The 24,658-nt window shown below is 67.1% G+C and carries 25 protein-coding genes and 1 tRNA gene; 18 read left to right on the top strand and 8 right to left on the bottom strand.

Annotation, left to right across the window (positions count from 1 at the left end):
* The first annotated feature begins 9 nt into the window (after nucleotides 1-9).
* From ACG0Z6_RS06580 to ACG0Z6_RS06565, 4 genes are all read left to right on the top strand, one after another.
* On the top strand, nucleotides 10-984 hold the full coding sequence (locus ACG0Z6_RS06580; RefSeq protein ID WP_394459705.1) for a YheT family hydrolase: 975 nt from the start codon (nucleotides 10-12) through the stop codon (nucleotides 982-984).
* 129 nt (nucleotides 985-1,113) lie between these two features.
* A complete protein-coding gene (locus ACG0Z6_RS06575; RefSeq protein ID WP_394459703.1) occupies nucleotides 1,114-2,073 on the top strand; it encodes an ATP-binding cassette domain-containing protein in 960 nt (319 codons plus the stop codon).
* Entirely contained in the window at nucleotides 2,070-2,831 is a 762-nt protein-coding gene (locus ACG0Z6_RS06570) for a hypothetical protein (protein WP_394459702.1), read from the top strand. The genes ACG0Z6_RS06575 and ACG0Z6_RS06570 overlap by 4 nt, the downstream gene beginning before the upstream one ends.
* Nucleotides 2,832-2,854: 23 nt before the next feature.
* Nucleotides 2,855-3,403 carry a DUF2946 family protein gene (locus ACG0Z6_RS06565; RefSeq protein ID WP_394459700.1) on the top strand — a complete coding sequence of 183 codons (549 nt, stop codon included), beginning with the start codon at nucleotides 2,855-2,857 and terminating at the stop codon, nucleotides 3,401-3,403.
* 46 nt (nucleotides 3,404-3,449) lie between these two features.
* Here the strand turns inward: ACG0Z6_RS06565 and ACG0Z6_RS06560 are convergent, their stop codons facing one another.
* The gene (locus tag ACG0Z6_RS06560) at nucleotides 3,450-3,977 is read right to left on the bottom strand and encodes a c-type cytochrome (RefSeq protein WP_394459699.1); all 528 of its coding nucleotides are present in this window, start codon (nucleotides 3,975-3,977) and stop codon (nucleotides 3,450-3,452) included.
* Nucleotides 3,978-4,252: 275 nt separating this feature from the next.
* Between ACG0Z6_RS06560 and ACG0Z6_RS06555 the strand changes: the two genes are divergently transcribed.
* The 3 genes from ACG0Z6_RS06555 (at nucleotide 4,253) to ACG0Z6_RS06545 (ending at nucleotide 7,207) form a co-directional block, all read left to right on the top strand.
* Nucleotides 4,253-5,746 (top strand): DUF1800 domain-containing protein, encoded by a 1,494-nt coding sequence (locus tag ACG0Z6_RS06555; protein ID WP_394459697.1) that lies wholly within the window; start codon nucleotides 4,253-4,255, stop codon nucleotides 5,744-5,746.
* An 11-nt stretch (nucleotides 5,747-5,757) separates the two neighbouring features.
* On the top strand, nucleotides 5,758-7,080 hold the full coding sequence (locus ACG0Z6_RS06550) for a DUF1501 domain-containing protein (RefSeq protein WP_394459695.1): 1,323 nt from the start codon (nucleotides 5,758-5,760) through the stop codon (nucleotides 7,078-7,080).
* Between the two features lie 52 nt (nucleotides 7,081-7,132).
* Nucleotides 7,133-7,207 (top strand) — tRNA-Arg (locus tag ACG0Z6_RS06545).
* Between the two features lie 89 nt (nucleotides 7,208-7,296).
* Here the strand turns inward: ACG0Z6_RS06545 and ACG0Z6_RS06540 are convergent.
* Both ACG0Z6_RS06540 and ACG0Z6_RS06535 read right to left on the bottom strand, forming a co-directional pair.
* Complete coding sequence (locus ACG0Z6_RS06540) at nucleotides 7,297-8,610, bottom strand: D-amino acid dehydrogenase (protein ID WP_394459693.1); 1,314 nt, start codon at nucleotides 8,608-8,610, stop codon at nucleotides 7,297-7,299.
* Between the two features lie 49 nt (nucleotides 8,611-8,659).
* Nucleotides 8,660-9,313 (bottom strand): LysE/ArgO family amino acid transporter, encoded by a 654-nt coding sequence (locus tag ACG0Z6_RS06535; protein WP_394459691.1) that lies wholly within the window; start codon nucleotides 9,311-9,313, stop codon nucleotides 8,660-8,662.
* A 98-nt stretch (nucleotides 9,314-9,411) separates the two neighbouring features.
* Here ACG0Z6_RS06535 and ACG0Z6_RS06530 point away from each other — a divergent pair, with 98 nt between their 5' ends.
* Nucleotides 9,412-10,338 (top strand): LysR family transcriptional regulator ArgP, encoded by a 927-nt coding sequence (locus ACG0Z6_RS06530; protein WP_394459689.1) that lies wholly within the window; start codon nucleotides 9,412-9,414, stop codon nucleotides 10,336-10,338.
* Here ACG0Z6_RS06530 and ACG0Z6_RS06525 read toward each other — a convergent pair.
* Entirely contained in the window at nucleotides 10,332-10,535 is a 204-nt protein-coding gene (locus ACG0Z6_RS06525) for a hypothetical protein (protein ID WP_394459687.1), read from the bottom strand. The two genes, ACG0Z6_RS06530 and ACG0Z6_RS06525, sit on opposite strands and share 7 nt — an antisense overlap.
* A 266-nt stretch (nucleotides 10,536-10,801) precedes the next feature.
* Here ACG0Z6_RS06525 and ACG0Z6_RS06520 point away from each other — a divergent pair, with 266 nt between their 5' ends.
* Nucleotides 10,802-11,032 (top strand): hypothetical protein, encoded by a 231-nt coding sequence (locus tag ACG0Z6_RS06520; RefSeq protein WP_394459685.1) that lies wholly within the window; start codon nucleotides 10,802-10,804, stop codon nucleotides 11,030-11,032.
* A 24-nt stretch (nucleotides 11,033-11,056) separates the two neighbouring features.
* Here the strand turns inward: ACG0Z6_RS06520 and ACG0Z6_RS06515 are convergent, their stop codons facing one another.
* From ACG0Z6_RS06515 to ACG0Z6_RS06505, 3 genes are all read right to left on the bottom strand, one after another.
* Nucleotides 11,057-11,479, bottom strand: a complete 423-nt coding sequence (locus ACG0Z6_RS06515; protein ID WP_394459683.1) for a universal stress protein — start codon at nucleotides 11,477-11,479, stop codon at nucleotides 11,057-11,059.
* 106 nt (nucleotides 11,480-11,585) lie between these two features.
* Nucleotides 11,586-12,350, bottom strand: a complete 765-nt coding sequence (locus ACG0Z6_RS06510; protein ID WP_394459682.1) for a metallophosphoesterase — start codon at nucleotides 12,348-12,350, stop codon at nucleotides 11,586-11,588.
* 51 nt (nucleotides 12,351-12,401) lie between these two features.
* Nucleotides 12,402-13,199 carry a UPF0149 family protein gene (locus tag ACG0Z6_RS06505; protein ID WP_394459680.1) on the bottom strand — a complete coding sequence of 266 codons (798 nt, stop codon included), beginning with the start codon at nucleotides 13,197-13,199 and terminating at the stop codon, nucleotides 12,402-12,404.
* A 242-nt stretch (nucleotides 13,200-13,441) separates the two neighbouring features.
* Between ACG0Z6_RS06505 and ACG0Z6_RS06500 the strand changes: the two genes are divergently transcribed.
* Both ACG0Z6_RS06500 and ACG0Z6_RS06495 read left to right on the top strand, forming a co-directional pair.
* The gene (locus ACG0Z6_RS06500) at nucleotides 13,442-13,681 is read left to right on the top strand and encodes a hypothetical protein (RefSeq protein WP_394459678.1); all 240 of its coding nucleotides are present in this window, start codon (nucleotides 13,442-13,444) and stop codon (nucleotides 13,679-13,681) included.
* Nucleotides 13,682-14,031: 350 nt separating this feature from the next.
* Nucleotides 14,032-15,195, top strand: a complete 1,164-nt coding sequence (locus tag ACG0Z6_RS06495; RefSeq protein WP_394459676.1) for a trypsin-like serine protease — start codon at nucleotides 14,032-14,034, stop codon at nucleotides 15,193-15,195.
* Between the two features lie 123 nt (nucleotides 15,196-15,318).
* Here the strand turns inward: ACG0Z6_RS06495 and ACG0Z6_RS06490 are convergent, their stop codons facing one another.
* Complete coding sequence (locus ACG0Z6_RS06490; RefSeq protein WP_394459674.1) at nucleotides 15,319-17,184, bottom strand: phosphoenolpyruvate carboxykinase (GTP); 1,866 nt, start codon at nucleotides 17,182-17,184, stop codon at nucleotides 15,319-15,321.
* 394 nt (nucleotides 17,185-17,578) lie between these two features.
* On the opposite strand from ACG0Z6_RS06490, the gene ACG0Z6_RS06485 reads away from it, so the two are divergent.
* The 7 genes from ACG0Z6_RS06485 (at nucleotide 17,579) to ACG0Z6_RS06455 (ending at nucleotide 24,606) form a co-directional block, all read left to right on the top strand.
* The gene (locus ACG0Z6_RS06485) at nucleotides 17,579-18,949 is read left to right on the top strand and encodes a HipA domain-containing protein (protein ID WP_394459672.1); all 1,371 of its coding nucleotides are present in this window, start codon (nucleotides 17,579-17,581) and stop codon (nucleotides 18,947-18,949) included.
* A 108-nt stretch (nucleotides 18,950-19,057) separates the two neighbouring features.
* Complete coding sequence (locus tag ACG0Z6_RS06480; protein ID WP_394459670.1) at nucleotides 19,058-19,945, top strand: dienelactone hydrolase family protein; 888 nt, start codon at nucleotides 19,058-19,060, stop codon at nucleotides 19,943-19,945.
* Nucleotides 19,946-20,090: 145 nt separating this feature from the next.
* Nucleotides 20,091-21,107, top strand: a complete 1,017-nt coding sequence (locus tag ACG0Z6_RS06475; protein WP_394459668.1) for a sulfate ABC transporter substrate-binding protein — start codon at nucleotides 20,091-20,093, stop codon at nucleotides 21,105-21,107.
* Nucleotides 21,108-21,115: 8 nt separating this feature from the next.
* Nucleotides 21,116-21,907: a MotA/TolQ/ExbB proton channel family protein gene (locus ACG0Z6_RS06470; RefSeq protein WP_394459666.1), complete on the top strand. Its 792-nt coding sequence runs from the start codon at nucleotides 21,116-21,118 to the stop codon at nucleotides 21,905-21,907.
* Nucleotides 21,908-21,925: 18 nt separating this feature from the next.
* Nucleotides 21,926-22,357 carry an ExbD/TolR family protein gene (locus ACG0Z6_RS06465; RefSeq protein ID WP_394459664.1) on the top strand — a complete coding sequence of 144 codons (432 nt, stop codon included), beginning with the start codon at nucleotides 21,926-21,928 and terminating at the stop codon, nucleotides 22,355-22,357.
* 32 nt (nucleotides 22,358-22,389) lie between these two features.
* Entirely contained in the window at nucleotides 22,390-23,067 is a 678-nt protein-coding gene (locus ACG0Z6_RS06460) for a hypothetical protein (RefSeq protein ID WP_394459662.1), read from the top strand.
* A 123-nt stretch (nucleotides 23,068-23,190) separates the two neighbouring features.
* Nucleotides 23,191-24,606, top strand: a complete 1,416-nt coding sequence (locus tag ACG0Z6_RS06455; RefSeq protein ID WP_394459660.1) for a sulfatase family protein — start codon at nucleotides 23,191-23,193, stop codon at nucleotides 24,604-24,606.
* Nucleotides 24,607-24,658 lie beyond the last annotated feature (52 nt).

The following is a 24,658-nucleotide window of genomic DNA, read 5'->3' as shown; positions in this document are numbered from 1 at the left end:
CCGCCGCCCATGCACTACCGCGCGCCGTGGTGGCTGCCCGGCGGCCATACTCAAACCCTCTGGGCAGCCCTGGCGGCCCAGCGCCACGACGGCCGCGCGCCGCAGTGGCAGCGCCAGCGCTGGACCACGCCGGACGATGACTTCATCGACGTGGACTGGGCCGCCACCGGCGCCCCGCCCACCGCGCCGCTGCTCGTGCTCTTTCACGGCCTGGAAGGCAGCTCAGCCAGCCCCTACGCCCAGGCCTTTGCCTGCGTTGCGGCCGCACGCGGCTGGCAACTGGCCGTGCCGCACTTTCGCGGCTGCTCGGGCGAGCTCAACCGCGCACCGCGCGCCTACCACTCGGGCGACCACGAAGAAATCGGCTGGATGCTGCAGCGCTTTGCCGCACAGCACCCGGGCCCGCTGCTGGCCGCAGGCGTTTCGCTCGGCGGCAACGCGCTGCTGCGCTGGGCGCAGGAAGCGGGCGAGCAGGCCCCGCACACGGTGCGCGCCGTGGCCGCGCTGTGTGCCCCCATCGATCTGGCCGCTGCGGGCCACGCCATCGGCCGCGGCTTCAACCGGCAGGTCTACACCCGCGCTTTCTTGCGCACCATGGTGCCCAAGGCCCTGGCCAAACTGGCGCAACACCCAGGGCTGTTTGATGGCGAAAGCCTGCGCGCCGCGCGCGACCTCTACACCTTCGACAACATCTTCACCGCGCCCCTGCACGGCTTTGCCAGCACCGACGACTACTGGCACCGCGCCAGCGCACTGCCGCACCTGCACCGCCTGCGCCTGCCCACCCTGGTGCTGAACCCGCGCAACGACCCCTTCGTGCCCGCCCACAGCCTGCCCAGCCCCGAGCGCGTGAGCAACTCCTGGGTGCAGCTGTGGCAACCCGCGCAGGGCGGCCATGTCGGCTTCCCCAGCGGCCCCTTCCCCGGTCATGTGCTGGCCCTGCCCGAGCAGGTGTGCGCCTGGCTGGCGCAGCAGCCGGGCTGAGCCGCGCCTGCCACCCAACGCGCGCTGGCGCCACTCATGTCAGCCCATGGGCCGCTGGTCGCACCAGCAGCGCTTGGTGCGACCAGCGGCCCTAGGATGCACCGCATTCCCTTGCCCCCCAGGAGCCCCATGAAACCACCGCTGTTGGAACTGACGCAGGCCAGCAAGCACTACCAGCGCGACGGCACACAGGTGCAGGCGCTGCAGGATTTCGACCTGAGCTTGACGCAGGGCGAGCTGGTGGGGCTGCTGGGGCCCAATGGCTCGGGCAAATCCACCCTGGTCAAAGTGCTGACGGGCTTGTGCGGCGCCGATCAAGGCCAGCTGCGCTGGCGCGCTGGCGCGGTGCTCAAGGCCGGGCAAGCCGGGCCGCATCTGCGCGAATTTGGCGTGCTGCTGGAAGGCCGCAGCGGGGCCTACGAGCGGCTCACGCCGCTGGAAAACGCACGCTACTTTTGCGGCCTGCGCGAAGCGCGGTTCGATACCGGCCACTTCCAGCACCTCGCCCGCGCCCTGGGCCTGAGGGATGTGCACAGCCCGGTGCGCCAGCTCTCCACGGGCAACAAGCTGCGTGCGGCCCTCATCGCCACCCTCATTCACCGCCCGGCCCTGGTGCTGCTGGACGAGCCCACCTTGGGGCTGGATTTGGAAGGCGTGGAGCAGCTCCAGGCCCTGGCACAGAGCTGCCAGGAGGCCGGCCAGACCCTGCTCATCAGCTCCCACGACCTGCACCTCATCGAACGCCTGTGCCCACGCATCGTGTGCATCAGCCAGGGACACAAGCGCTTTGACGGCCCGCGGGAAGCCTTCACCCAAGTGCCCCACCCTTACCGGCTGCGGCTGCGCCACAGTCAGCCGCAGCCTGAATTGCCCCCCTGGCTGACAGGGCGTGAATGGCAGATCGAGGGCAATGAGCTGTCGCTGCCCCTGCTCAACCCCGAAGAGGCCACGCGGCTCATGGCGCTGTGGGCCGACTGGCTCGGCCGCAGCACCGAGCTGCAGCTGCTGCGCATCAGCCTGCGCGAGCACTATCTGCAGCATCTGCAAACCAGCCGCGTCGCGACCGACCCCAGCCAGGAGCATCCATGACACGACTGCTGAACCACGCCCTCAACGAAACCCGCCGCAGCTGGTGGCTGGCGCGACGCTATTGGGTCGAAACCCTGGTGAGCCTGGGCTTTTTGCTCAGCCTGTTCGCAGGCCTGTTGCTGGCCGTGCTCAAAACCAGCGGCCAGTCGCTGGACTCCGGCCATGCCGATGGCTTGATCGCAGGCTTTGCGCTGTGGCTTTTTGCCAGCAGTGCGGCGCTGAGCAGCGCCCACGACATCCGCGAGGAAACCGAACAGGGCAGCCTGGAGCAGCTCAGCCTCACCCCACTGGGCTTGGGTGGCCTGCTAGGCGTGCGCCTGGGTCTGAAACTGCTGCAAGGACTGGGCCTGCTGCTGTTGTGCCTGCTGGCCATCGGGTGGCTCACCGCCGGGCGCGTGCAGGCCTCACCCACCATGCTGGGCCTGGCGCTGCTGGGCAGCCCGGCGCTGGTGGGCCTGGGATTTGCGCTGGCGGGTTTGGGCTTGCTGGTCAAACGCAGCGAGCTGCTGCTGGTGGCCATCTACCCGGCCCTCATCGCTTTGGTGTCGCTGCCCGCCTTGCCGCTGAACGCCCTGGCGGTGCTGCCCTACGCCTTGGCCGCCGCCGCCGCGCGTGCCAGCGCCACCGGCACCATGGCGCCCGCCGAGGTCTGGGCCTGGGTAGGCCTCAACAGCGTGCTCTACCTGGGCTTGGGGCTGGCGGTGTTCCGCCGCTGCCTGCAGCAGGCCCGCCGATTGGGCGTGCTGGGGCACCGCTGAGCCACGCTCTACACTGCGCGCCCATGGATGACATCGTCAAAGCCGCGCTGAAAAAATGGCCCCACGTGCCCGCCTGCTACGGCTGGCTGGCCCTGGATGCGCGGGGCGATTGGTATATGCGGGACGAGCGCACGCAAGCCGCCGGGCCCTTTCCTCAGCTCAAGGGCAGCAAGATCACGCATGAGAAGCTGCTGGGCTTTATCCACCGCAACTACCTCTGCGACGCGCGCGGGGCCTGGTTTTTTCAGAACGGCCCGCAGCGCGTGTTTGTGCAGCTCGAAGCCGCGCCCCACATCTGGCGCTTGCAGGCGCAGGGCGACGGGCCGGTGGAAGTCCACAGCCACACCGGCGAGCCCGTGCAAAGCGTGCAGCAGGCCTGGCTGGACGAGCACCAGCGCCTCTTTCTGAGCGCGCAGCTGCCCGGGCTGGATCAACCCACGCTGGGGCTGGTGCACAGCATGGACATGCTGCTGGCGGCCCAGGCGCTGGAGCAGGCGCAATGGCCGCTGCAGGAGCGCAGCCATGCTGAGCTGCTGGCGCAATTCGGCGTGCTCTGCGTGCCTTGCCCATAAAAAAACCGACCCCGCGAGGTCGGTTTTTGCAGCAGCAGGCCTGGGCTTATTGCGAAGCCGCCGAAGCGGCAGCCGGGGCCTTGGGCTCGCTGAACTTGGCGCCACCCTGGTTAGCCAGATAGACCACGGCGCGCGCAATCTCAAAGTCGCTGTGCTCGCCGCCGCCTTGCGCGGCCATGGCACCCTTGCCCTTGAGCGCGTGCTCCACCAACAGGTCAAAGCCCTGGCCCAGACGCGGGCCCCAGGCGGCGGCATCACCCAGCTTGGGTGCGCCTGCCGCGCCCGTGGTGTGGCAGGCCGCGCACTGAGCTTGGAAGACTTGCTCGCCCGTCTTGAGCGTGGCGGCGCTGCCTTCGGCCTTGATCTCGACATGGCCCACGGGCTGGATGCGTGCGGCCACGGCTTCTTCGGCAGTCAGCTCAGTGCCGGCTCCGGGCTTGGGCGAGTTGGAGACGTAATTGGCCAGCAGGATGATGACCAGCACCGGCACGACAAAGGCAAAAACCACCGCCCAAATCAGCTGTTTAGGAGTTTTGATGGGGCCCTCGTGGCCGTGATCCTGGTTGTGGCTCATGAATTCCTCTTGTGTGCGACGGCGAAATTCGATTGGAGCGCCAGTGCTGTGCCCTCAAACATGCCAGAGCAGCGCATGACGTGGGCACAACAGTGCCCGACAAAGCGAAGCCGAAATTATGCCATTCAGCCCTTTGTCAAGGCTTTGCGTAGCTTTACCTGATAGCCAAACGCCACACTGCGCACAAGCACCATACTTTGAGCGCACAGGAGGCATGTTTCATGGTGATGGATCAAGAACGACGCCAGCTACTTCGGCTAGCCTGCCTCAGCCCGATGGGTCTGTGGCCGCTTCGCTGGGCCCACGCGGCTCCCGGCAACGAGGCCGCATTGCTGCTGCACGCCCACCAGCGCCTGAGCTATGGCCCGCGCCTGCGGGACTTGCGCGAACTCGGCGCGGCCCGCCCGGCAGGCACCCTGGAGCGCCTCTGTCGCCAGCAGCTTGAGCCGCTGGGCCTGGCCCTGCCCGAAGCTTTGCGCCAGCAGCTCGACGCCCTGCCAACCCTCAGCCTGAGCACGGCGCAGCGCCTGCACCGTTTTGCCCAAACCGGCCAGGTGCAGCGAGCCCTGCGGCGCGAGGCCGCGGCGCGCGAGGGCATGAGCGAAGGCACCGCCGCGACGGACAACGCGCACCGCGAGCTGGTGCAAGCCGTTCAGCACGACGACGCCCGCGCACGGCTGCTGCGTGCGCTGCAAAGCCCCGCCCAGCTGCAGGAGCTGCTGGTGGAGTTCTGGTTCAACCACTTCAATGTCTTCAACGGCAAAGCCCAGGTGCGCGTGCTGGCCGGGGCCTATGAGCGCGAGGCCATACGCCCCCATGTGCTGGGGCGCTTTCGCGACATGCTGGGGGCCACCGCGCGCCACCCCGCCATGCTCATCTACCTGGACAACGTGCGCAGCGTGGCGCCGGGCTGGATACCGCCGCGCGGCGACCCGGCACGCCAGCCCAATGGCCTGAACGAAAACTACGCGCGCGAGCTCATGGAGCTGCACACCCTGGGCGTGGACGGCGGCTACACCCAGCAAGACGTCACCGAGCTGGCGCGCATCTTCACCGGCTGGACCCTGGACCCGCGCGCCGTGCGCGGCGACAGCAGCGGCAGCGCCTTTCGCTTCGACCCCCAGCGCCACGACAACGGGCGCAAACGCTGGCTGGGCCGCGATATCGCCCCCGCCGGCCAGGCCGAGGGCGAACGCGCGCTGGACGTGCTGGCCCGCCACAGCGCCACGGCACGCCACCTCAGCCACAAGCTGGCGCAGTTCTTCGTGGCCGACGAGCCCGCGCCCGAGCTGGTGCAGTCCCTGGCGCAGACCTTTTTGCGCAGCGACGGCGATTTGCGCGCCCTCACCCAGGCCCTCATCGACCACCCGGCGTTCTGGGCCCCACAGGTGCACAACGCCAAGTTCAAAACGCCCTACCGCCAGCTGCTCTCAGGCCTGCGCCTGCTGGAGCTGCCGCTGCAAAACGTCGACCCCCTGCTCAACACCCTGGCGCAGCAAGGCATGCCGCTCTACGGCAGCCCCACGCCCGACGGCTACAAATACACCGCGGCGGCCTGGCGCAGCCCCGAGGCCCTGACCCAGCGCGTGCAACTGGCCCAGCAGCTGGCCCAACGCGCCCAGCGCGAAGGCCTGGCTCCTGATGGCGGGGCGCTGCTGCAAGCCGCCCGCCCGCTGCTCAGCGAGGCCACCCAACGCACCCTGGCCAGCGAGCCCGCAGTCAGCCGTCTGGCCTTGCTGCTGGCCAGCCCCGACTTCATGCACCACTGAGCCCCGCCACCATGCACACCAAGCTTCCCCCCATGAACCGCCGCCGCTGGCTGGGCACCGGCCTGGCGAGCGCCAGCAGCCTGTGCGGCTGGACCCTGGCCGCCCTGCCCGCCCATGCCGCCGCGCCGCGCGACAGCGGCAAGCGCCCGCCCCTGCTGGTGGTGCTGATGCTGCGCGGCGCGGCCGACGGCCTCAACATCGTGGCCCCGCTGGGCGAGCCCGAATACGCCCGCGCCCGCCCGCGCCTGGCCCTGAGTGCCAGCAGCGACGAGCACGCCGCCCTGCCCTTGAGCACCCTCTTTGCCCTGCACCCGGCGCTGGCACCGCTCATGCCGCAGTGGCAGCAAGGCTGTCTTGGCTTTGTGCACGCCTGCGGCTCGCCGCTGAACACACGCTCGCACTTTGACGCGCAGGACGATCTGGAAACCGGCACCCCAGGCCAGCGCAGCACAGCCGACGGCTGGCTGAACCGCCTGCTCAGCGAGCTGCCCGGCACGCCCCACCCCACGCGCGCCCTGCAGCTGGGCAACACGCCCGCACGCATCTTCAGCGGCAGCGCCAGCGTGGCGCAGCTGGGCCTGGGCCCGCGCGCCCTCGCCCCCAAGGCCATAGACCAACCCGAGATGCAGGCCGCACTGGCCAAGCTCTACGCCCAAGACCCGCAGCTGGCCGACACCTACCGCGACGCCACCGCCACACGTGCCGAGCTGCGCCGCCATGCCGCTGAGATGCCCGCCATGGCCGGCCCGCGTGGGCGCGACAACGTGGGCGGCGACCCCGCCGCCGACCGTGGCGCCGCCAGCGCGCGCGGCTTTGCCGCCGATGCCCAGCGCCTGGGCCGCCTGCTGCAGCGCGAGCCACGTTGCCAAATCGCCTTCAGCGCCGTGGGCGGCTGGGACACCCACGCCAACCAGGGCGCGGCCCAAGGCCAGCTGGCCAACCGCCTGCAGGCCCTGGCGCAAGGCCTGGATGCCCTGGCCCAGGGCTTGGGCGAGCGCTGGCGCGACACGGCGCTGGTGGTGTTGAGCGAATTCGGCCGCACCCTGCGCGAGAACGGCACCGGCGGCACCGACCACGGCCGCGCCAACGTGGCCTGGCTGCTGGGCGGCGCTTTTGCGGGCGGTGCGGGCGGCCGGGTGCTGGGCACATGGCCGGGGCTGGACAGCGCCGCGCTGGAGCAAGGCCGCGACCTGCGCGTGACCACCGACTTCCGCCACCTGCTGCGCCCCATCCTGCGCCAGCACCTGGGCGTGAACGAGGCCACCCTGGCGCGCGTCTTCCCCGACGCGCCGCCCGACCCCGGCACCCTGGCGCGCCAACTGTTCAAAGCCTAAAAAGCCCGCGCCCGCGCGGAACGCGGCTAGAATGCGCGGCTGACCTGACCACGCGACCGTGGTGAAGTGGATATCATTGGGCCCTCCGAAGGCCTAGTCGCAAGTTCGATTCTTGCCGGTCGCACCAAACACAAACGGCTGCTGCAGCTTCCAAGTCTGCACGCAGCCGTTGGCGTTTTTGGAGCGCACCAAGCAAGGCACGCCCGCAGGCGTCACTCAAGCCGCCGTGCTGACGCTGGCGGCTTTTTGCGGCAGCGCGTCGCCGTAGAAGCCAAAGTCGAGTTCAGGCCGCTGGCCGCTCATGAGCAGGGCCAGCGCGCGACCCGAGCCCGCGCCGTGGGTCCACCCCAGCGTGCCGTGACCGGCGTTGAGCCAGAGGTTGGCGGCCTTGGTGCTGCGCCCGATGTAGGGGATGTTGGTGGGCGTGGAGGGGCGCAGGCCGGTCCAGAACTGGGGCTCGCGGGTGTCGGCCACGCCGGGGAAGAGTTCCTCGTAGCGCTGCACCAGCGCCGCGCAGCGCACGCGCGCCGTGCTGGTGTCCAGGCGTGTGTCCAGGCCCACCAGCTCGGCCGTACCGGCGATGCGGATGCTGTCGCCCAGGCGCGAGATGGCCACTTTGCGCGTGTCGTCCAGCAGGCTGACCACGCTGGCGTCGTCGGGGCGCTTGAGCTTGAGGGTGGCCGAGTAGCCCTTGGCCGGGTAGATGTTGAGGTGCTCGCCCAGGGGCTTGAGCAGCTGCGGCGCATAGGAGGCCATGGCCACCACAAAGGCGTCCGCCACCAGGCGCTGGCGCTGGCCGCTGCGGGCCTGAGCGATGTGTGCGGCGGCGATCTGCCCGCCCGATTGCTCCAGGCTCAGGATGTCGTGCTCCCACAGGAATTGCGCGCCGCGCGCCGCGCACAGCTGCGCGAGCTTTTGCGTGAACACCAGGGCGTCGCCCGACTCATCGCTGGGCGTGTAGGTGCCGCCAAAGATGTTGGGGCCGAAGTGGCGCAGCGCAGGCTCCACCTTCAGCACCTCGTCGCGGTTGAGCACGCGGCGGTCCACGCCGTGGCGGCGCATCACCTCGGCACCCGCTGCGCCCGAATCAAAGTCGGCCTGGCTGGAGAAGAAGTGCAAGATGCCACGCTCGATGCGGTGGAACTCAATGCCTGTTTGCGCCACCAGCGCCTTGTGCGAGGTGTGGCTGTAGCGCCCCAGGCGCACGAGCTGCTCGACATTGCGCTCAAACGCAGCCGTGGTGCACTGGCCCAGAAAGCTCAGGCCCCAGCGCCATTGGGCGGGGTCCAGGCGCGGGCGAAACAGCAGCGGCGAGTCGTCGCGCAGCAGCCACTTGGCCACTTTCAGCGGTGCCCCGGCATTGGCCCAGGGCTCGCAAAAGCTCACCGAGATTTGCGCGCCATTGGCGTAGCTGGTCTCCAGCGCGGCATCGCTTTGGCGGTCCACCACCACCACCTCGTGGCCTTGCTCCAGCAAATACCAAGCCGTGCACACACCCATGATGCCGGCACCCAGAACTACGACTTTCATCCCAAACTCCCGGCGCGGTTTCAGCCGCGCACCAATAGACACACAGTATTCAAGACTGAGCCAGCGGTTGCAGCAGCAACTGCAGGCCCAAAACGGCCATGATTAACGCAATGCCCGCATCCAGGCCGCGCCACAAGGCAGGCCGCTGCAGCGGCCCAGCCAGACGCTGGGCGCCATAACCCAGCCCACAAAACCACAAGACCGAGGCCAAGCTCGCCCCCAGCGCAAACGCCGGCCGCAAGGCCTCGGGCTGCTGTGCCCCCAGACTGCCCAGGAGCACCACGGTGTCCAGGTAGACATGCGGGTTGAGGTAGGTCATGGCCAAGGTCGTGGCCAAAACCGGCCCCAGGCCCGCACTCTGGCTGGCGGCCGCCAAGACCCCGCCGCCCCGCCAAGCCCGGCGCGCCGCCGCTGCCGCGTAAGCCAGCAAAAACGCCGCCCCACCCCAGCGAAACAACTCCAACAGCAGCGCCTGCCCGGCAATCCAGGCCCCCAGGCCAAACACCCCCAGCAGGATGAGCAAGAGGTCCGACACGGCACACAGCGCCACCACCGGGCCCACGTGTTGGCGCAGCAGCCCTTGGCGCAGCACCAGCGCGTTTTGCGCCCCGATGGCCACAATCAGCCCCGCGCCCATCAAGCCGCCCTGCAAAGCACTTTGCCCCCAAGCCCAGAAGGCTGGCACTTCGCTTGCCGCAGTCATGTCAGGCCTTCTTGCTCGCACAAAAGCGCGGATTGTCGAAACACTCCGGCCAAAAATGAAGCGTCATAGATATTTGTCCAAGTACATTAGGCGCTCTTATGAACTCCTTGGACCCTGCGGCCCTGGACTGCCTGGCAGCGCTGGCCGATGAACTCAGCTTCGAGCGCGCCGCCCAGCGCCTGTCCATCACGCAAAGCGCGGTGTCGCAGCGCCTGCGCAGCCTCGAAGCCCAGGTAGGGCAGCTGCTGGTGGTGCGCTCGCGCCCGCTGCGCCTGAGCGAAGCCGGCCAGGTGCTGCTGCGCTACGCGCGCCAGATGCAGGCCCTGCGCGCCGACGCCGCGCGCGAGCTGGGCCTGCGCGCCGCACCGCAGGAGCGCCTGGCCATTGCCGTCAACGCCGACAGCCTGGCCACCTGGGTGCTCACCGCCCTGGACCCGCTGGTGCAGCAAGGCCTCAACCTGGAACTGGTGGTGGACGACCAGAACTTCACCCACGACGTGCTGCGCCAGGGCGAGGTTTTGGGCTGCGTGAGCACGGTGCGCCAGGCCCTGCAGGGCTGCTGGGTCACGCCGCTGGGCAAGATGGTCTACGTCGCGGCGGCCAGCCCGGACTTTGTGCGCCAACGCCTGCCCCAGGGGCTCACACCGGCGAACTTTGCGCAAACGCCGTTTCTGGTCTTCAACCGCAAGGACGACACCCAGGCGCACTGGGTGCAAGAGGTTTTTGGCCTGCCCTCAGCGCCGCGCCTGGTGCAGCGCCTGGTGCCCTCCAGCGAGGCCTATGTGCAAGCCATACGGCGCGGCTGGGGCGTGGGCGTGGCGCCGCGACTGCAGCTCGAGCCGCTGCTGGCGCGCGGTGAGCTGGTGGCCTTACACCCGGAAGTGACGGTGGAGGTGCACCTGTACTGGCACCAATGGAAGCTCAGCCGTGAAGGGCTGGACGGGCCGGTGGCCCTGCTGGATCAAATCGGTCGGGCCTTGGTGGCCGGTGCGGCCCAAGCCCTGGAGCCGGTCGCGGCTCAGTGACGCTCTTCGCTGGCTTCGGCCACCGTGAACATCAGCGTCTGTCCGGCTTTGGCCTTGAGTGCTTGCATCTGCGCCTTGTTGGCAATCAGGCTTGGCTGGTTGGGCACCTGCTGCACATGGTAGGAGAGCCAAACGGCAGCCAGAGCGACGCCAGCCACAGTGAGCCAAGTCAGAAAACGGTGGGTGGCGAAACGCATGGAAGCCCAAATGAAGGGTGAAGGGGCACCGAGGATACCCATACAAGCCCTCAACGGGATGCCCCCAAAAAGTGGGTGTCTCAATCCTGATCGTTGCACAGCAGCATGACTTGGGTAAGCGTGAACTGTCCGTCACTATGACCGCTGTTCAGGCGTTCACCCCGATCAGCACGGCGCAAACTGCGGCTCAGAGCCCCGGCAAACCCCGCTTGCTGAACCAGGTCAGGACGACTCTGGGGCCGATGCTGCTACCGCCGAGGTTCATCATGCGTTTCGTCTCACCCCTGCGCCTGTTTCGCCGTGCCGCCCCACCCGTCCATACCCCTGAACCGGCCGACCTTGGCACGGCCTTTGGCATGGAGGCCTCGCTGGAAGACGCGCCGTTTGACAACCGACCCGCGGCAGACTACCCCCTTGAGAGCCAGCAGCAAGCCCACCCAGCCGCGCCCAGCAACGAATCGCCGCTGGCGTGGCTGTCAGGGCGCCGCCGCAGCTGAGGGCAGCGCGGCTACCGGGGATTTTCAGCGCACCAGCAGCACGGGCGTGGCGCAGTTGGCCAGCACTTTGGTGGCCACGGAGCCCATGACCAAATTGCCCAGTGCGCTGTGGCCGTGCGAGCCCATGATCAGCAAGTCATGCTTGCTCTTGCCAGCCACGCTGGTGATGACGTCAGCCGCATGGCCGACCTTGACCACGTATTCAACGCTCAGGTTGTGACGGCTCATGAAGGCGCGGATGGGCTTGAGCACCTTTTCCGCCTCGTCCTCGTAGTAGGCCTTCAGCGTGGCCTTGTCCAGCACGGCTGCAGCACGCGGGGGCACGGCAGGCACGATGTGCAGCACGGTGTAGCGGTGGGTTTCACCCAGCCATTCGTCATGGGCAGCCAGGTAGGCCAGCATGCGCTTGGTGTAGGCGCTGCCATCGACGGGAACCAAAATCTTCATGGGGGTACTCCTTGGGGAAATCAGCCGCGTGGCGGCGGATGCAGTGAAATATGAGTGTGTCAGGCCGGTGGGTGAGCCGCTTGACCGACATCAAGTCAGCCCAGCATCACAGGTCCAGGCACAGCAAGGGGTCGAAGCCATCGGCCTCCCCTTTGTACGCCAGTCCGCGGGCATTGCACACCACACGGGTGCGACCCGCGGCATGCTCAAACCCGTAGTCGGGACGCCAGTGCACATGGCCGTGCACCCACATCTGGGCCAGCGGCAGCAGGTCTTCATCGTTGCTGCAAAAGCTGGCTGTGGTGGGTTGGCGGCCGTAGCGCGGGTCGGCGCTGCGCAGGCTGGGTGCAAAGTGAGTAATCACCAACGTCGGCCCCGCAAAGGGCTGGCTGAGCACCTGTTGCAACCAGGCTTTCTGCGCCAGGCCCAGCGTGCGCACGGCCTCGGCATCAAACGCGGCCTCGCCCAGGCGGGCTCGCATATAGCGCTGGAAGTAGCTGGCGGCACGCATGGAGCGCGCGCGCTCCGCGCTGCCAAAGAGGTCAAAGTCGCTCCAGCGCGTGCAGCCCAGCACGCGCACGGCGCGGCCTTGGCGGTCGGTGTGGAGGTAGACCTCGTCGTCGAGCAAACGCAGGCCCAGGGCGTCCGCGCGGGCGCGCAGCTCAGCGCGGGCAGCGGTGATTTCGCGGCCATCGAACTCGTGGTTCCCAGGCACCAGCAGCACGGGCACGGGCCAGCGCGCAAAGCGCTCCAGGCCCTGCCAGGTGCTGTCGATGTCGCCCGCGAGCACCAACAACTCCGCCCCGGGCGCGGCCTGGGGCTGGAAATCCTCGGTTTCGAGGTGCAGATCAGAAAGCAGCTGAAAGCGCATACAGCAAGGCCGCCTCAGGCACCCTGAAGGTGCGAGCGGCGGCAAATGGGCTCAGCTGGCGCCGTGGCAGTTTTTGAACTTCTTGCCACTGCCGCAGTGGCAGGGGTCGTTGCGGCCGAGCTTGGGGCTGTCGCGCCGCACCTGGGGCACGGCGTAGCGCTGCGACTCGGTGGCCGAGAGCAGTTCCACGACGTTGAGCACCAAGTCCTCGATCGCCTCGTCCACGTTCTTGAGCGGGTGGTCTTGGTCCAGCGTGGCCACGACCTGGCGCTCTTCCTCGGTTTCGGCCGGCAGGTGGCGGTACAGGCGCGCCAGCAGCATCTCGACCGAGTCTTCGGTGCTGTCATGCAGCTGCGGGAACACCGTGCAGGCGTGATAGAAGCCCAGCACCCAGGGCATGAGGGTCTCGGTGACGATGGAGCGCGGTGCCTCGCCTTCGCTCTTGGCTTGGCCTTCAAGCGGCTCGGTCGGGGCGACGGCGTCCGTGGCATCCGTGGTTGGAGCCTCGGCGGCGGGCTCGTCCTCGGCTTCCAAGTCCGGCAGCAGCGGGAAGAACCAGCCCTGCTCCACCATGCTTTGGTTGAGCGCGGCGTGGCGGCGCGCCACCAGCGCTTGCACGCGCTGCAGCCAAGCGGTGTCGACATCGTCCGGCAGGGGCCGGCCGTCAAAATCAAAAATGGGCGCGAGCAACTCGTCCACGCCGATCACACGCGGCTGCACCAGCACGCCGCAGAGGTAGCCGTCCACCATGGTGGCGTTGAGCGGCTCCAGAGGCGCAGGGGCGGCCTCCAGCAAATCGTCCAACTCGTTGAACTCGGCGTCGGAAAGGTCCTGGGAAATGGATTTCATGGCGTGCGATTGTCCTCTTTTGCGAGGGCTTTGAGCAGCCAAAGCAGCGAACAAAGCCCAAACACAGCAGCCGCTTGCACGCATCCACAAAAGCCAGGAACGCCCGCACAAGTTTGTCGGAGCGCAGACTATGCGCGTTTCGCATGGCCGTCATGCCCAGCTTGCACTGGCGTCAATCTAGGGTTTACCCGATACTGCCGCCAAGCGTCCTGATCGGGGCGTTCAACACCAAGAGAATCGCCATGAGCGTCGTCACCCAAACTTTCGGACTTCCCCTGAGCCGCACCGTGCGCAAAGGCGGCACCTTTGCCACCATCGGGGCCCGCGTCTGGGCTCGCCTGCTGCAAAACCTCAAGGCACGCATGGAACGCGCCGCCACGCTGCGCGCACAGCGCGAGTTGCTGGCCCTGGCGGCCGAATACGACGAAAGCATGCCCAGCTTCGCCGCAGAATTGCGCGCTGCGGCCTACCGCGTGTTTTAAGCCACAGCGCTGCGGCGCCGAATGTCGCTCGAAGCATGGACGGCGCCTCAAGGCGCCGTCGGCGCTTCATGTCACCCCAATACAGCCAACTTGGACACCTTCGGGAGAAGGCGACTCAGCAACAGGCGGTTTAACGGCCTGTTTCCACTTAGGCGATGTTTGAAACAATTCAAGCAAACGCCCCTCACTTTGGCGGTGATTCTTACCCTAGACGGTACTAATTCACGAACTCCTATGCTCTCGCCACCCCCCCCAGTCTGGTTCCAGGGTGCGCGAAGTTTGCGCGGCAGTCCTTTGGCACGCCCTGGCTGGGGATTTTTGATCCAACCGTCTCGCAAGGAGCACCACAAATGCGCCGAGTCCGCCTTCAAATACCCACGCTCACGCTCATCACCTTGAGCCTTTTGGGTACTGCCGCACATGCCTTTCAGGACAACGCTGGCCGTACCAGCATGCCTGCTCTGGACCCTGGCTACATGCCCTCCAAAGTCGACCCTTACACCGGCAACACCAGCGCCCCGAGCAACTGGCGCCTGACTGCTGGCATGGCCTTCAATGGCGTGCAAGGAGCGTTTGATGGCACGGCCCGTCTGACATTTACCCCGTCCACGGGCGGCACCTATGCCTGCAGCGGCTCGCTCATCGGTGGAGGCGCGTTCATCCTGACGGCAGCCCACTGTGCCGACGACTTCACCAGCATGACCATCAAGTTCGGGCTGACCAACAACGTGGCTCTGGCCACACGCACGGGCACACAGGCATGGGTGCACCCAAGCTGGACCGGCGCGCTGGACACGGGTGCTGATATTGCGATTGTCAAACTCAGTGCCCCTGTCACCGACCTGCCCAGCTACAAACTCAGCACCTCCAACGATGTGGGCAAGACCTTCATCATGACGGGCTACGGCACCAGCGGGAACGGCACCACAAGCCCGAACTGGGGCGATTCCGCCTACGGTCACTACGCCTACAACGTGTTCGATACCACCTCGGAAACCTTCAACCAGGCTTGGTACAACTACAGCGGCGAGGACAACCGTGTCACCACGGTGGGCCGCACCTATGTGGCGGACTTTGACTACCACACCGCCACGGCCACGCAGGCGCAACAGGACCAGTTCAACACCCTGGGCCGGGTTGCTGGCTTGACGGGCAACCTTTGGAACAGCGGCACAGCGCTGGGCGCCCAGGAGGGCTTGATTGCCGGAGGCGACTCAGGGGGCGGTGACTTCGTCTGGGACGGGCAAGAGTGGGTGCTGTCTGCCGTGCATTCCTGGGGCTGGAATTTCTGCGAAACCCGCATCAGCAGCCCCAGCTGCGACATCAACGCCTCCGCCGGGAGCACCTTTGGTGACCTGATGGGCTCCACCGCCGTGGTGGACCATGTCGGCTGGATCAACGGCGTGATTGCCGCCAACGTGCCCGAGCCCTCCAGCTACGCGCTGATGCTCGGCGGCTTGCTCGGTCTGGGCGCCCTGGCGCGTCGCCGTCGCGACAGCAACGCCTCGCGCTGAGTCATCCCGACTCAGGCCTTGATGCCGGCAACGGCATCCAGTGCACACAAAAATGCCCGCATCAGCGGGCATTTTCTTTGGCGCTCAAGAACTGAGATCAGCCCTTGAGCGGTGTGGTGGCGATCAAAGCGCCTTGAGGCGGGCTTCGATGGCGGCCTTGGTGGCGGGCAGCTCGGCGGGCAGGCGCTGGGCGAGCTGAGCGAACAGCTCTTCGTGCAGCTGCAGCTCGGCCTGCCAGTCGGCCACGTCGATGCGGGTGACGGTGTCGAACTGCGCTTGGCTGAAGTCCAGGCCCGCCCAGTTCAGGTCCTCGTAGCGCGGGGTCACGCCAAAGACGTTCTCCACGCCTTGGCCTTGGCCCTGCACACGCTCCAGCATCCACTTCAGCACGCGCATGTTCTCGCCGTAGCCCGGCCACACGAACTTGCCGTCAGCGCCCTTGCGGAACCAGTTGACGCAGAAGATCTTGGGCAGCTGGGCGCCGCTGGCCCCGAGCTTGGCGCCGAGATTGAGCCAGTGCTGGAAGTAGTCGCTCATGTTGTAGCCCATGAAGGGCAGCATGGCGAAGGGGTCACGGCGCACCACGCCTTGCTGGCCTGCGGCCGCAGCGGTGGTCTCAGAACCCATGGTGGCGGCCATGTACACGCCTTCCACCCAGTTGCGGGCTTCGGTCACCAGCGGCACGGTGGTGGAGCGGCGGCCGCCGAAGATGAAGGCGTCGATGGGCACGCCAGCCGGGTCGTTCCAAGCCTCGTCCAGCGCCGGGTTGTTGCCCGCAGCCACGGTGAAGCGGGCGTTGGGGTGGGCGGCCTTGGCGCCGGTTTCCTTGGCGATCGCGGGCGTCCAGTCTTTGCCCTGCCAGTCGATGCAGTGCGCGGGCGCGTCGCCCATGCCTTCCCACCACACGTCGCCGTCGTCGGTCAGCGCCACGTTGGTGAAGATCACATCGCGGTCCAGGCTGGCCATGCAGTTGGGGTTGGTCAGCGTGTTGGTGCCCGGGGCCACGCCGAAGTAACCGGCTTCGGGGTTGATGGCGTAGAGGCGGCCGTCGGCAGCGGGCTTGATCCAGGCGATGTCGTCGCCAATGGTCGTGACCTTCCAGCCCTCAAAACCCTGGGGCGGGATCAGCATGGCGAAGTTGGTCTTGCCGCAAGCGCTGGGGAAGGCCGCTGCCACGTGGTGCTTCTTGCCTTCGGGCGAGGTCACGCCCAGGATGAGCATGTGCTCGGCCAGCCAGCCTTGGTCGCGACCCATGGTCGAGGCAATGCGCAGCGCAAAGCACTTCTTGCCCAGCAGCGCGTTGCCGCCGTAGCCCGAGCCGTAGGACCAGATTTCGCGCGTTTCGGGGTAGTGAACGATGTACTTGGTCTTGTTGCAAGGCCAGCTCACATCGGCCTGACCGGGCTGCAGCGGCGCACCCACGGTGTGCACGCAGGGCACGAATTCGCCATCGCTGCCCAGCACGTCCAGCACGGCACGGCCCATGCGCGTCATGATGCGCATGTTCACGGCCACATAGGGGCTGTCAGAGAGTTCCACGCCAATGTGGGCGATGGGCGAGCCGATCGGGCCCATGCTGAAGGGCACCACATACAGCGTGCGGCCCTTCATGGCGCCCTTGAACAAGGCCTTGTCGCCCGTTTGCAGCAGCGCGCGCATTTCGGCCGGAGCCATCCAGTTGTTGGTCGGGCCCGCGTCTTCCTTCTGCGCCGAGCAGATGTAGGTGCGGTCTTCCACGCGTGCGACGTCAGAGGGGTCGCTCCAAGCCAGGTAGCTGCCCGGGCGCTTGGCGGGGTTGAGTTTCTTGAAGGTACCAGCGTCCACCAGGCGCTGGCACAGGCGGTCATATTCTTCCTGGCTGCCATCACACCAGTACACATCGCGCGCTTCAGTCAGCGCAGCAATCTCGGCCACCCAGGCCACCAGGCGGGCGTGCTTGACGTAGGCCGGGGCGCTCAGGTGCAGGCCCTCTACAACGGGTTTGTTCATGTTGAAGTCCAATTTTGAAGATAGAAAAGGCGGAATTGGGTCAGGCCCGCAGGGGCGAAACTGACCGAATGCCGCTTGGATTCGCAGGGGTTGGAAGTGGGGTGCGACAGGCAGGGGCAAGAGTGTCGCGAAAATGTAATCGTCCGGTAACTTGCTGTCCCCTGCCCTCCATGCGTTTGGCGAATAGATCCATGCACGCGCCTTGCCACGGGGGATTTCGGCCCACCGGCTGGGCAAAAGTGCCGCTCCGCCAGCACTTGTCAAATGCCAGACACCCCCCAGTCTTTGGGGTCAGGCATCCCGATGTCGGCTTTGGGCAGCGTCTTTCAAAGCCATGGCTGGATCGCGTGCGGTATTCTTGGAAAATTCTCTGAACTATTCACGAACCATTCCAATGAGCACCACACGGCTGCAGCCGTCTGCCGATCTTTCTCAGGCGCTGGAGCGCGCCTTGAGAGCTGGGCCGCGGTCGGCGGCGCAGCTCATGGCGGCCTTGGGTGTGAGCCAGCCGACGCTGTCGCGAACTATTCAGCGGCTGGCGGGTTCGGTCAGCAGCTTTCGCATCAAGGGAGATCGCACGCCCAGGTACGCCTGGCTGCGCGCGCTGCCCCAGGGCCTTGGTGCGCGCCAGCGCATTTACCGCTGCACCAGCAGCGGCCATCTCGAGCCCTTTGCCGAGGTGGAGTTTCTGGCGGGCGGCGCCACGCTGGAGCGCAGCGGCCATGCGGTGCAGCTCTACGAGGGCTTGCCGCCTTATATGAGCTTTGCGGCACCGTCCGGTTTTTTGGGCCGCCAGCAAGCCCACGAAGCGAGCAAGACCCCCGGGTTCCCAGCCAGCCTCAAGGACTGGAGCGACGACCACCGCGTGCTCTACCTCTTCACCCAAGGCATGAATCTGCCGGGCAACCTCGTCTTTGGCGACGGCGCGGTGCAAAGAGAGATGGACTTCCGCACCCTGGAGCCCACGCCAGCCGAGGAGGATTTGGCGCACTACGTCGGCATGGCCTCACAGCTCAGGGCAGCGGCCTGGGGCTCCAGCGCGGGCGGCGAGCAGCCCAAGTTTCTGTGGCTGACGGGGGACGCCCGGCACGTCATCGTGAAGTTTGCCAAGCAGGGCAGCCGCATGGCCGAACTCTTGCCGCTGGAGCACCTGGCGCTGCGGGCCCTGGGTGAGGTGGGCATTCCAGCCAGCCGCACCCAGCTGCTCACAGCCGGTGGCCATGTCTTTTTGGAGGTGGAGCGCTTTGACCGCATCGGGCGCCACGGGCGTGTGGGCCTGCTGTCGGCCGGGGCGGTGGACGATGAGGTCTACGGCCGGCGGGACTCCTGGTCCGAGTTCGCCGCGCGCTGCGTGCAAGACAAATACCTGTCTGCCGAGGCCGCACGCCAGGTGGACACGATGGCGGCCTTCAGCGAGTTGATCGGCAACAACGACCGGCACTTCGAAAACCTCTCCTTGCTGATTGGCGAGGACGGTGAGTACCAGGGCCTGGCGCCCGCCTACGACATCCTGCCCATGCGCTATGCCTCCATCGGCGGCGGCATCGACCCGGACTTGAGCCCGATCGAACCCAAGGTGGGGCCGATTGGCGCCCAACCCGAGGTGTGGGCACAGGCCTTTGCGGCCGCCGAGCGCTTTTGGCTTGCCGCGCAGCACGAAGACTTGCCCGTGCCGCTGTCGAGTGCCATGAAAACGCTGGCCGCCAGCAACTTGGCGCGGGCGCGGGCCTTTGTGGCACCGCTGCGGCCTGCTGCATATCGATAGTCGAAACCCAAGTTTGCGCACCGCGCCCGATGCCCCTACGCTGGGTTGACCTGCCCGCTGGCCCCGCAGCGCCAGGGCAGCCCATCCACACCAGACAGGGAGCCCGATATGGGACGACTGACCGCCCGGGACTTCAGTCCCGAAATCCTTCGCCTCTTTGACCGCTACGTGCATGGCGATGCCAGCCGGCGCGAGTTCCTGCTCACGGCGCAAAAGCTGCTGGGCAGCAGCGCAGCGGCCAGCGCCACGCTGGCGGCCTTGTCGCCGCGCTTTGCGGCGGCACAGCAGATCCGCCCTAACGACCCGCGCATCCAGACCCAGCAGCTCAGCCTGCCCTCACCCCAAGGCCACGGCCAGGTGCAAGGCCTGCTGGCCTGGCCCGCCAAAGCACAGGGCCCCTTGCCCAGCGTGCTGGTGATTCACGAGAACCGCGGCCTCAACCCACACATTGAAGACATCACCCGGCGCCTGGCGGTGGACGGCTTTCTGGCCTTCGCCCCCGACGCCCTGCACCCGCTGGGCGGCTACCCGGGCAACGAAGACCGCGCACGCGAGCGCTTCACCGAGCTCGATCCGACCAAGGCCCGGGCGGATTTCATTGCCGCCGCACAAGGCCTGGGCAAACTCGCGCAGAGCAACGGCAAAGTCGGCGCGGTGGGCTTTTGCTGGGGCGGCGGCGTGGTGAATTTCCTGGCCGCACGCCTGCCGGAGCTGGCCGCTGGCGTGCCCTTCTACGGCGCGCAGGCCCCCGCCGATGAGGTGCCCGGCATTCAGGCGCCGCTGCTCATTCACTACGCCGAGCAGGACGAGCGCATCAACAAAGGCTGGCCACCGTTTGAGCAAGCGCTCAAAACCGCAGGCAAGCGCTATGAGGCCCACCTCTACCCCGGCACCCAGCACGGCTTCAACAACGACACCACGCCGCGTTTTGACCAAGCCGCCGCGCAGCTGGCCTGGTCGCGCACGCTGGCCTTCTTCCGCCAGCACCTGGGCTGAGTGGGCAAAGCCCCCCCCCAGAGACCCAGAAGGCGCATAAGCAATTGCGAAAGTCTTTGTTCCGATGTGGGCGGCATTTGCTGAGACTGCAAGCGAAGCGAGAGATCTGCGCTCGCCTTCCCTTCAACCTCTGCAAATCCAAACCATGCACAAGCACCAAATCCTTCGTCGCAGCCTGCTGGCCCTGGCTCTCGTGTCCAGCACCGGTCTGGCCCTGGCCAAAGACATCACCCTGCTCAACGTCTCCTACGACCCCACGCGTGAGCTCTACCAGGAGTTCAACCCCGCCTTTGCCAAGTACTGGAAGGCCAAGACGGGTGACACCGTCACCGTCAAGGCCTCGCATGGCGGTTCGGGCAAGCAGGCGCGCTCGGTGATCGACGGGCTGGAAGCCGATGTGGTGACCCTGGCGCTGGCCTACGACATCGACGCCATCGCCAACGCCGGTGGCAAGCAAATCCGCCCCGACTGGCAAAAGCAGCTCAAGAGCAATAGCGCGCCCTACACCTCCACCTACATCTTCCTGGTGCGCAAGGGCAACCCCAAGGGCATCAAGAACTGGGACGATCTGGTCAAGCCGGGCGTGGGCGTCATCACCGCCAACCCCAAGACCTCGGGCGGCGCGCGCTGGGGCTATCTGGCCGCTTATGGCTTTGCCCTGCAACAGCCCGGCGGCACCGATGCCAAGGCGCGTGACTTCGTGAAGAAGCTGTTCGAGAACGTGCCCGTGCTGGACTCTGGCGCGCGCGGCTCCACCGTCACCTTCGCCGAGCGCGGCATTGGTGACGTGCTGCTGGCCTGGGAGAACGAAGCCCATCTGGCCATCAAGGAATTCGGCGACGACCGCTTTGACATCGTCTACCCGCCCGTGAGCATCCTGGCCGAGCCGCCCGTGGCCGTGGTGGACAAGACCGTGGACAAGCGCGGCACGCGCGAGGTGGCGCGCGCCTACCTGGAGTACCTCTACTCCGACGAGGGCCAGGACATTGCTGGGCGCAACTTCTACCGCCCCACCAGCCCCAAGGCCCAGGCCAAGTACGCCAAGCAGTTCCCCAGCATCAAGCTGTTCACTATCAATGACGTGTTTGGCGGCTGGACCAAGGCCCAGGCCACCCACTTCAACGATGGTGGTGTGTTCGACCAGATCTACAGCAAGAAGTGAGGTTCAGCATGCGCTTGCAATCCCGACTGATACGGGCGGCGCAAGCCGCTGTGGTGGCCAGCGCGCTGGCCGCGCCCTGGCTGGTCCACGCGCAGGACGGCGTGGTCGTGGCCCAGGCCGCCAGCGCAGCCGCCACCCATGCGGTGAGCGACCCTTACAGCATCGGCGCGCTGTGGACGCAGAGCGACGCCATCCAGCGCGCCGTGCTCGCCATCCTGGTGCTCATGAGCGGCGGCAGCTGGTTTGTGCTGATCTCCAAGTTCGTCGAGCAAAGCCGCATCCAGCGCCAGGGCAAGGAAGCCGCCAAAGGCTTCTGGACCGCCCCCACCGTGCGTGAAGGGGCCGAAGCCCTGGCCAAGGACAGCCCCTTTCGCTACCTGGCCGAAGCGGGGCTGGACGCCACGGGCCGTCACCTGCGCCTGGCCCGCCACATCGGGCTCAACGAGTGGGTGAGCCTGTCCATCGAGCGCGCGGTCGAGAAGGTGCAAGGCTCGCAGCAGCGCGGTCTGGCCTTTCTGGCTGCGGTCAGCTCCACGGCCCCTTTTGTGGGCTTGTTCGGCACGGTCTGGGGCATTTACCACGCGCTCAGCGCCATTGGCGCGGCGGGCCAGGCCTCCATCGACAAGGTGGCTGGGCCTGTGGGTGAGGCGCTGGTGATGACGGCCATCGGCTTGGCCGTGGCCGTGCCCGCGCTGCTGGGCTACAACTGGCTGGCGCGGCGCAATCAGGCCACGCTGGACTCGGTGCAGCACTTCGGCGACGAACTCCACACCGTGCTGCTGGCACAAACCCCGGCCTGAGGCAGGAGGAGCGCACGCATGGCACGCCAACACCGCCGCCGCATTGCCGCCGACGAGGTGGTCTCAGCCATCAACACCACGCCCCTGGTGGATGTGATGTTGGTGCTGCTGATCATCTTCCTGATCACCATCCCGGTGGTGAATTTCTCCGTGCCTGTGAGCCTGCCCAAAGAGCGCAACGCCGTGCGCGAAAGCAAGCCCGAGGTGCTGAAGATTGATGTGGACGCGCACAACGTCATCCACCTCAACGGCGAGCCCGTGCTCGGGGGCAAGCGCGAGCTGCTGACGCGGCTCAGCAGCGCCGCCACCCAGCCCGTGCCGCCCGAAGTGCACCTGCGCGCCGACCGCCATGCCAAATACAACACCTTTGCCGAGGTCATGGTGGCGGTGAACCAGGTCGGCCTCTCCAAGGTCGGCGTGGTGGGCAGCGAGCAGTTCATCACCCAATAAACCCACACAGCACCGCTGGAAAGGACACCGACATGAGTGCCATCCTCAGCCCCTCGGGCGTCAACCCCTTTCACGGCCAGGGCCCCGAGCTGCGAACCCCTGGCGGCAAACCCGGCACCGGCCTGGTGCTGGTGGTGGCGCTGCACGTGGCGCTGGGCTATGCGCTGGCCTCGGGCCTGGCCAAACAGGCCATCGAGGTGGTGAAAAAGCCCCTGGAAGCGGCGGTGATCTTCGACCTGCCACCACCCAAGCCGGAAAAGATCAAGGACATCGTCAAAACCCAAACACCGCCGCCACCGGCCTATGTGCCCCCGCCTGAGGTGGCCGTGAACCCGCCACCGGCGCCCACCATCACCCAAACCCAGGCCGAGCCGCCCAAGGCACCCGTGGAGATTGCGCCCCCCACGCCCGTGGCCCCACCCGCACCGGCCCCCAAGCCCGAGGTGCAAAAGCAAGACATCACCCTGGCCTGCCCGGGCTACCAGGCCACGCTGGCTCAAGCCCTGGAAGACGCGTTTGAGCGCGTGGGCATTCCCGGCACCGTGCGCACCCTCATCAAGCTGCGCGGCAACCAAATCACCGAGGTGCTGCCGCAGTCCGGCCCCCAGTCCTATTACAAGTACCTCACGCCGGCCATCAAGCGCATCAAGTGCGCGGCCACCGGCACAGAAGAGGTGCACGTGCTGCTGAACGTGGACTTCAAAAAGTAGCGCACTGAGCCCTCCGAGCCACGCCTCTTGGACACCCCCAAGAGGCGTTTTTCCTGGGCCCATGTCTTCAAGCGTGGCCCCACAATCGCCAGCGTCCGACAGCCCCCCCTCGCCACCCAAACCATGCCAAATCAACACCCAAACCGACGCCGCCAACTCCTGCAGGGCCTGGCCGGGCTGAGCCTGGGCAGCGCGCTGCGCCCCAGCGCCGCCAGCTCGCCACCCAAGCGCCCCAACATCCTCTTCATCCTGGCCGACGACATGGGCTACGCGGACCTGGGCGTGTACGGCCAGCGCGACTTCGCCACGCCGCATCTGGACCGCCTGGCCCAGCAGGGCCTGCGCTTCACCCAAGGCTATGCCAACTCGGCGGTGTGTTCGGCCACGCGCTTTGGCCTCATCACCGGGCGCTACCAGTACCGGCTGCGCGGCGGGCTGGAAGAGCCCATTGCCGGGGCCAGCGACACCCTGGGCCTGCCGGCCGAACACCCCACGCTGCCCTCGCTGCTCAAGCGCCTGGGCTACCGCACGGCGCTGGTGGGCAAGTGGCACCTGGGCTCGCTGCCCAAGTTCGGGCCGCTCAAGAGCGGCTATGACGAGTTCTTTGGCAATGTCGGCGGTGCGGTGGACTACTTCACGCACAAAAGCGGCGTGGGGGCCGATCTGCCCTCAGACCTCTACGAAGGTGAGGTGCGCGTGGAGAAGGTGGGCTACTACACCGACCTGCTGGCCGAGCGCGCCCAGGACTTCATCCGCCGCCAAAGCGATGCCCAGCCCTTCTTGCTCTCGCTGCACTTCACCGCCCCGCATTGGCCCTGGGAAGGCCCGGGGGATGAGGCGGTGTCGCGCCAGCTGCGCAGCCTCTCTCACCTCGATGGCGGCAGCCTCAAAAAATACGGCGAGATCGTCGGCGCGCTCGACGCCGCCGTGGGCCGCGTGCTGGCCACGCTGGATGCGCAGGGGCTGGCGGACAACACCATCGTGGTCTTCACCAGCGACAACGGCGGCGAGCGCTTCAGCAACACCTGGCCTTTCAGCGGGCAAAAAACAGAGCTGCTGGAAGGCGGCATTCGCGTGCCCACGCTGCTGCGCTGGCCCGCGCGCGTGGCCGCCGGGGGCGTGAGCGAGCAGGTGAGCATCAGCATGGACTGGCTGCCCACCCTGCTGGCCGCAGCCGGTGGCGCGCCCGACCCGGCCTACCCCAGCGACGGCCGCAACCTGCTGCCCCAGGTGCTGGGCCAGCAAGGCGTGGTGGAGCGCACGCTGTTCTGGCGCTACAAGGCCAATGCCCAGCGCGCCGCGCGCCAGGGCCCGTGGAAGTACCTGAAGATCCGCGACAACGAATTCCTCTTCCGCCTGGATCAGGATGCGCGCGAGCGCGCCAATCTCGCCAAGCGCGAACCCCAGCGCCTGGCCGCGCTGCGCCAGGCTTGGGAAGACTGGGACCAGCAGATGCTGCCCATCCCCGCCGAGGCGCGCACCCACCAGCTCACCGGCAAGACGCAGGCCGACCGCTACGGCGCCGCCCCCCAGCGCTGAGGCCACAGCCCCCTTAGCCAAAGTACAAAGCCCGCTGCAGGCACGAGGTCTG

Source organism: Roseateles rivi, assembly GCF_043555845.1.
In the GTDB taxonomy this organism is placed as follows: domain Bacteria; phylum Pseudomonadota; class Gammaproteobacteria; order Burkholderiales; family Burkholderiaceae_C; genus Roseateles; species Roseateles rivi.
This window is presented reverse-complemented; position numbering and strand designations above follow the sequence as displayed.

What these genes read in the sequence shown, in the direction of transcription:
- ACG0Z6_RS06580 (WP_394459705.1), top strand. Translation starts at nt 10, where the DNA reads ATGCACTACCGCGCGCCGTGGTGGCTGCCCGGCGGCCATACTCAAACC.
- ACG0Z6_RS06575 (WP_394459703.1), top strand. Translation starts at nt 1,114, where the DNA reads ATGAAACCACCGCTGTTGGAACTGACGCAGGCCAGCAAGCACTACCAG.
- ACG0Z6_RS06570 (WP_394459702.1), top strand. Translation starts at nt 2,070, where the DNA reads ATGACACGACTGCTGAACCACGCCCTCAACGAAACCCGCCGCAGCTGG.
- ACG0Z6_RS06565 (WP_394459700.1), top strand. Translation starts at nt 2,855, where the DNA reads ATGGATGACATCGTCAAAGCCGCGCTGAAAAAATGGCCCCACGTGCCC.
- ACG0Z6_RS06560 (WP_394459699.1), bottom strand. Translation starts at nt 3,977, where the DNA reads ATGAGCCACAACCAGGATCACGGCCACGAGGGCCCCATCAAAACTCCT.
- ACG0Z6_RS06555 (WP_394459697.1), top strand. Translation starts at nt 4,253, where the DNA reads ATGGGTCTGTGGCCGCTTCGCTGGGCCCACGCGGCTCCCGGCAACGAG.
- ACG0Z6_RS06550 (WP_394459695.1), top strand. Translation starts at nt 5,758, where the DNA reads ATGCACACCAAGCTTCCCCCCATGAACCGCCGCCGCTGGCTGGGCACC.
- ACG0Z6_RS06540 (WP_394459693.1), bottom strand. Translation starts at nt 8,610, where the DNA reads ATGAAAGTCGTAGTTCTGGGTGCCGGCATCATGGGTGTGTGCACGGCT.
- ACG0Z6_RS06535 (WP_394459691.1), bottom strand. Translation starts at nt 9,313, where the DNA reads ATGACTGCGGCAAGCGAAGTGCCAGCCTTCTGGGCTTGGGGGCAAAGT.
- ACG0Z6_RS06530 (WP_394459689.1), top strand. Translation starts at nt 9,412, where the DNA reads ATGAACTCCTTGGACCCTGCGGCCCTGGACTGCCTGGCAGCGCTGGCC.
- ACG0Z6_RS06525 (WP_394459687.1), bottom strand. Translation starts at nt 10,535, where the DNA reads ATGCGTTTCGCCACCCACCGTTTTCTGACTTGGCTCACTGTGGCTGGC.
- ACG0Z6_RS06520 (WP_394459685.1), top strand. Translation starts at nt 10,802, where the DNA reads ATGCGTTTCGTCTCACCCCTGCGCCTGTTTCGCCGTGCCGCCCCACCC.
- ACG0Z6_RS06515 (WP_394459683.1), bottom strand. Translation starts at nt 11,479, where the DNA reads ATGAAGATTTTGGTTCCCGTCGATGGCAGCGCCTACACCAAGCGCATG.
- ACG0Z6_RS06510 (WP_394459682.1), bottom strand. Translation starts at nt 12,350, where the DNA reads ATGCGCTTTCAGCTGCTTTCTGATCTGCACCTCGAAACCGAGGATTTC.
- ACG0Z6_RS06505 (WP_394459680.1), bottom strand. Translation starts at nt 13,199, where the DNA reads ATGAAATCCATTTCCCAGGACCTTTCCGACGCCGAGTTCAACGAGTTG.
- ACG0Z6_RS06500 (WP_394459678.1), top strand. Translation starts at nt 13,442, where the DNA reads ATGAGCGTCGTCACCCAAACTTTCGGACTTCCCCTGAGCCGCACCGTG.
- ACG0Z6_RS06495 (WP_394459676.1), top strand. Translation starts at nt 14,032, where the DNA reads ATGCGCCGAGTCCGCCTTCAAATACCCACGCTCACGCTCATCACCTTG.
- ACG0Z6_RS06490 (WP_394459674.1), bottom strand. Translation starts at nt 17,184, where the DNA reads ATGAACAAACCCGTTGTAGAGGGCCTGCACCTGAGCGCCCCGGCCTAC.
- ACG0Z6_RS06485 (WP_394459672.1), top strand. Translation starts at nt 17,579, where the DNA reads ATGAGCACCACACGGCTGCAGCCGTCTGCCGATCTTTCTCAGGCGCTG.
- ACG0Z6_RS06480 (WP_394459670.1), top strand. Translation starts at nt 19,058, where the DNA reads ATGGGACGACTGACCGCCCGGGACTTCAGTCCCGAAATCCTTCGCCTC.
- ACG0Z6_RS06475 (WP_394459668.1), top strand. Translation starts at nt 20,091, where the DNA reads ATGCACAAGCACCAAATCCTTCGTCGCAGCCTGCTGGCCCTGGCTCTC.
- ACG0Z6_RS06470 (WP_394459666.1), top strand. Translation starts at nt 21,116, where the DNA reads ATGCGCTTGCAATCCCGACTGATACGGGCGGCGCAAGCCGCTGTGGTG.
- ACG0Z6_RS06465 (WP_394459664.1), top strand. Translation starts at nt 21,926, where the DNA reads ATGGCACGCCAACACCGCCGCCGCATTGCCGCCGACGAGGTGGTCTCA.
- ACG0Z6_RS06460 (WP_394459662.1), top strand. Translation starts at nt 22,390, where the DNA reads ATGAGTGCCATCCTCAGCCCCTCGGGCGTCAACCCCTTTCACGGCCAG.
- ACG0Z6_RS06455 (WP_394459660.1), top strand. Translation starts at nt 23,191, where the DNA reads ATGCCAAATCAACACCCAAACCGACGCCGCCAACTCCTGCAGGGCCTG.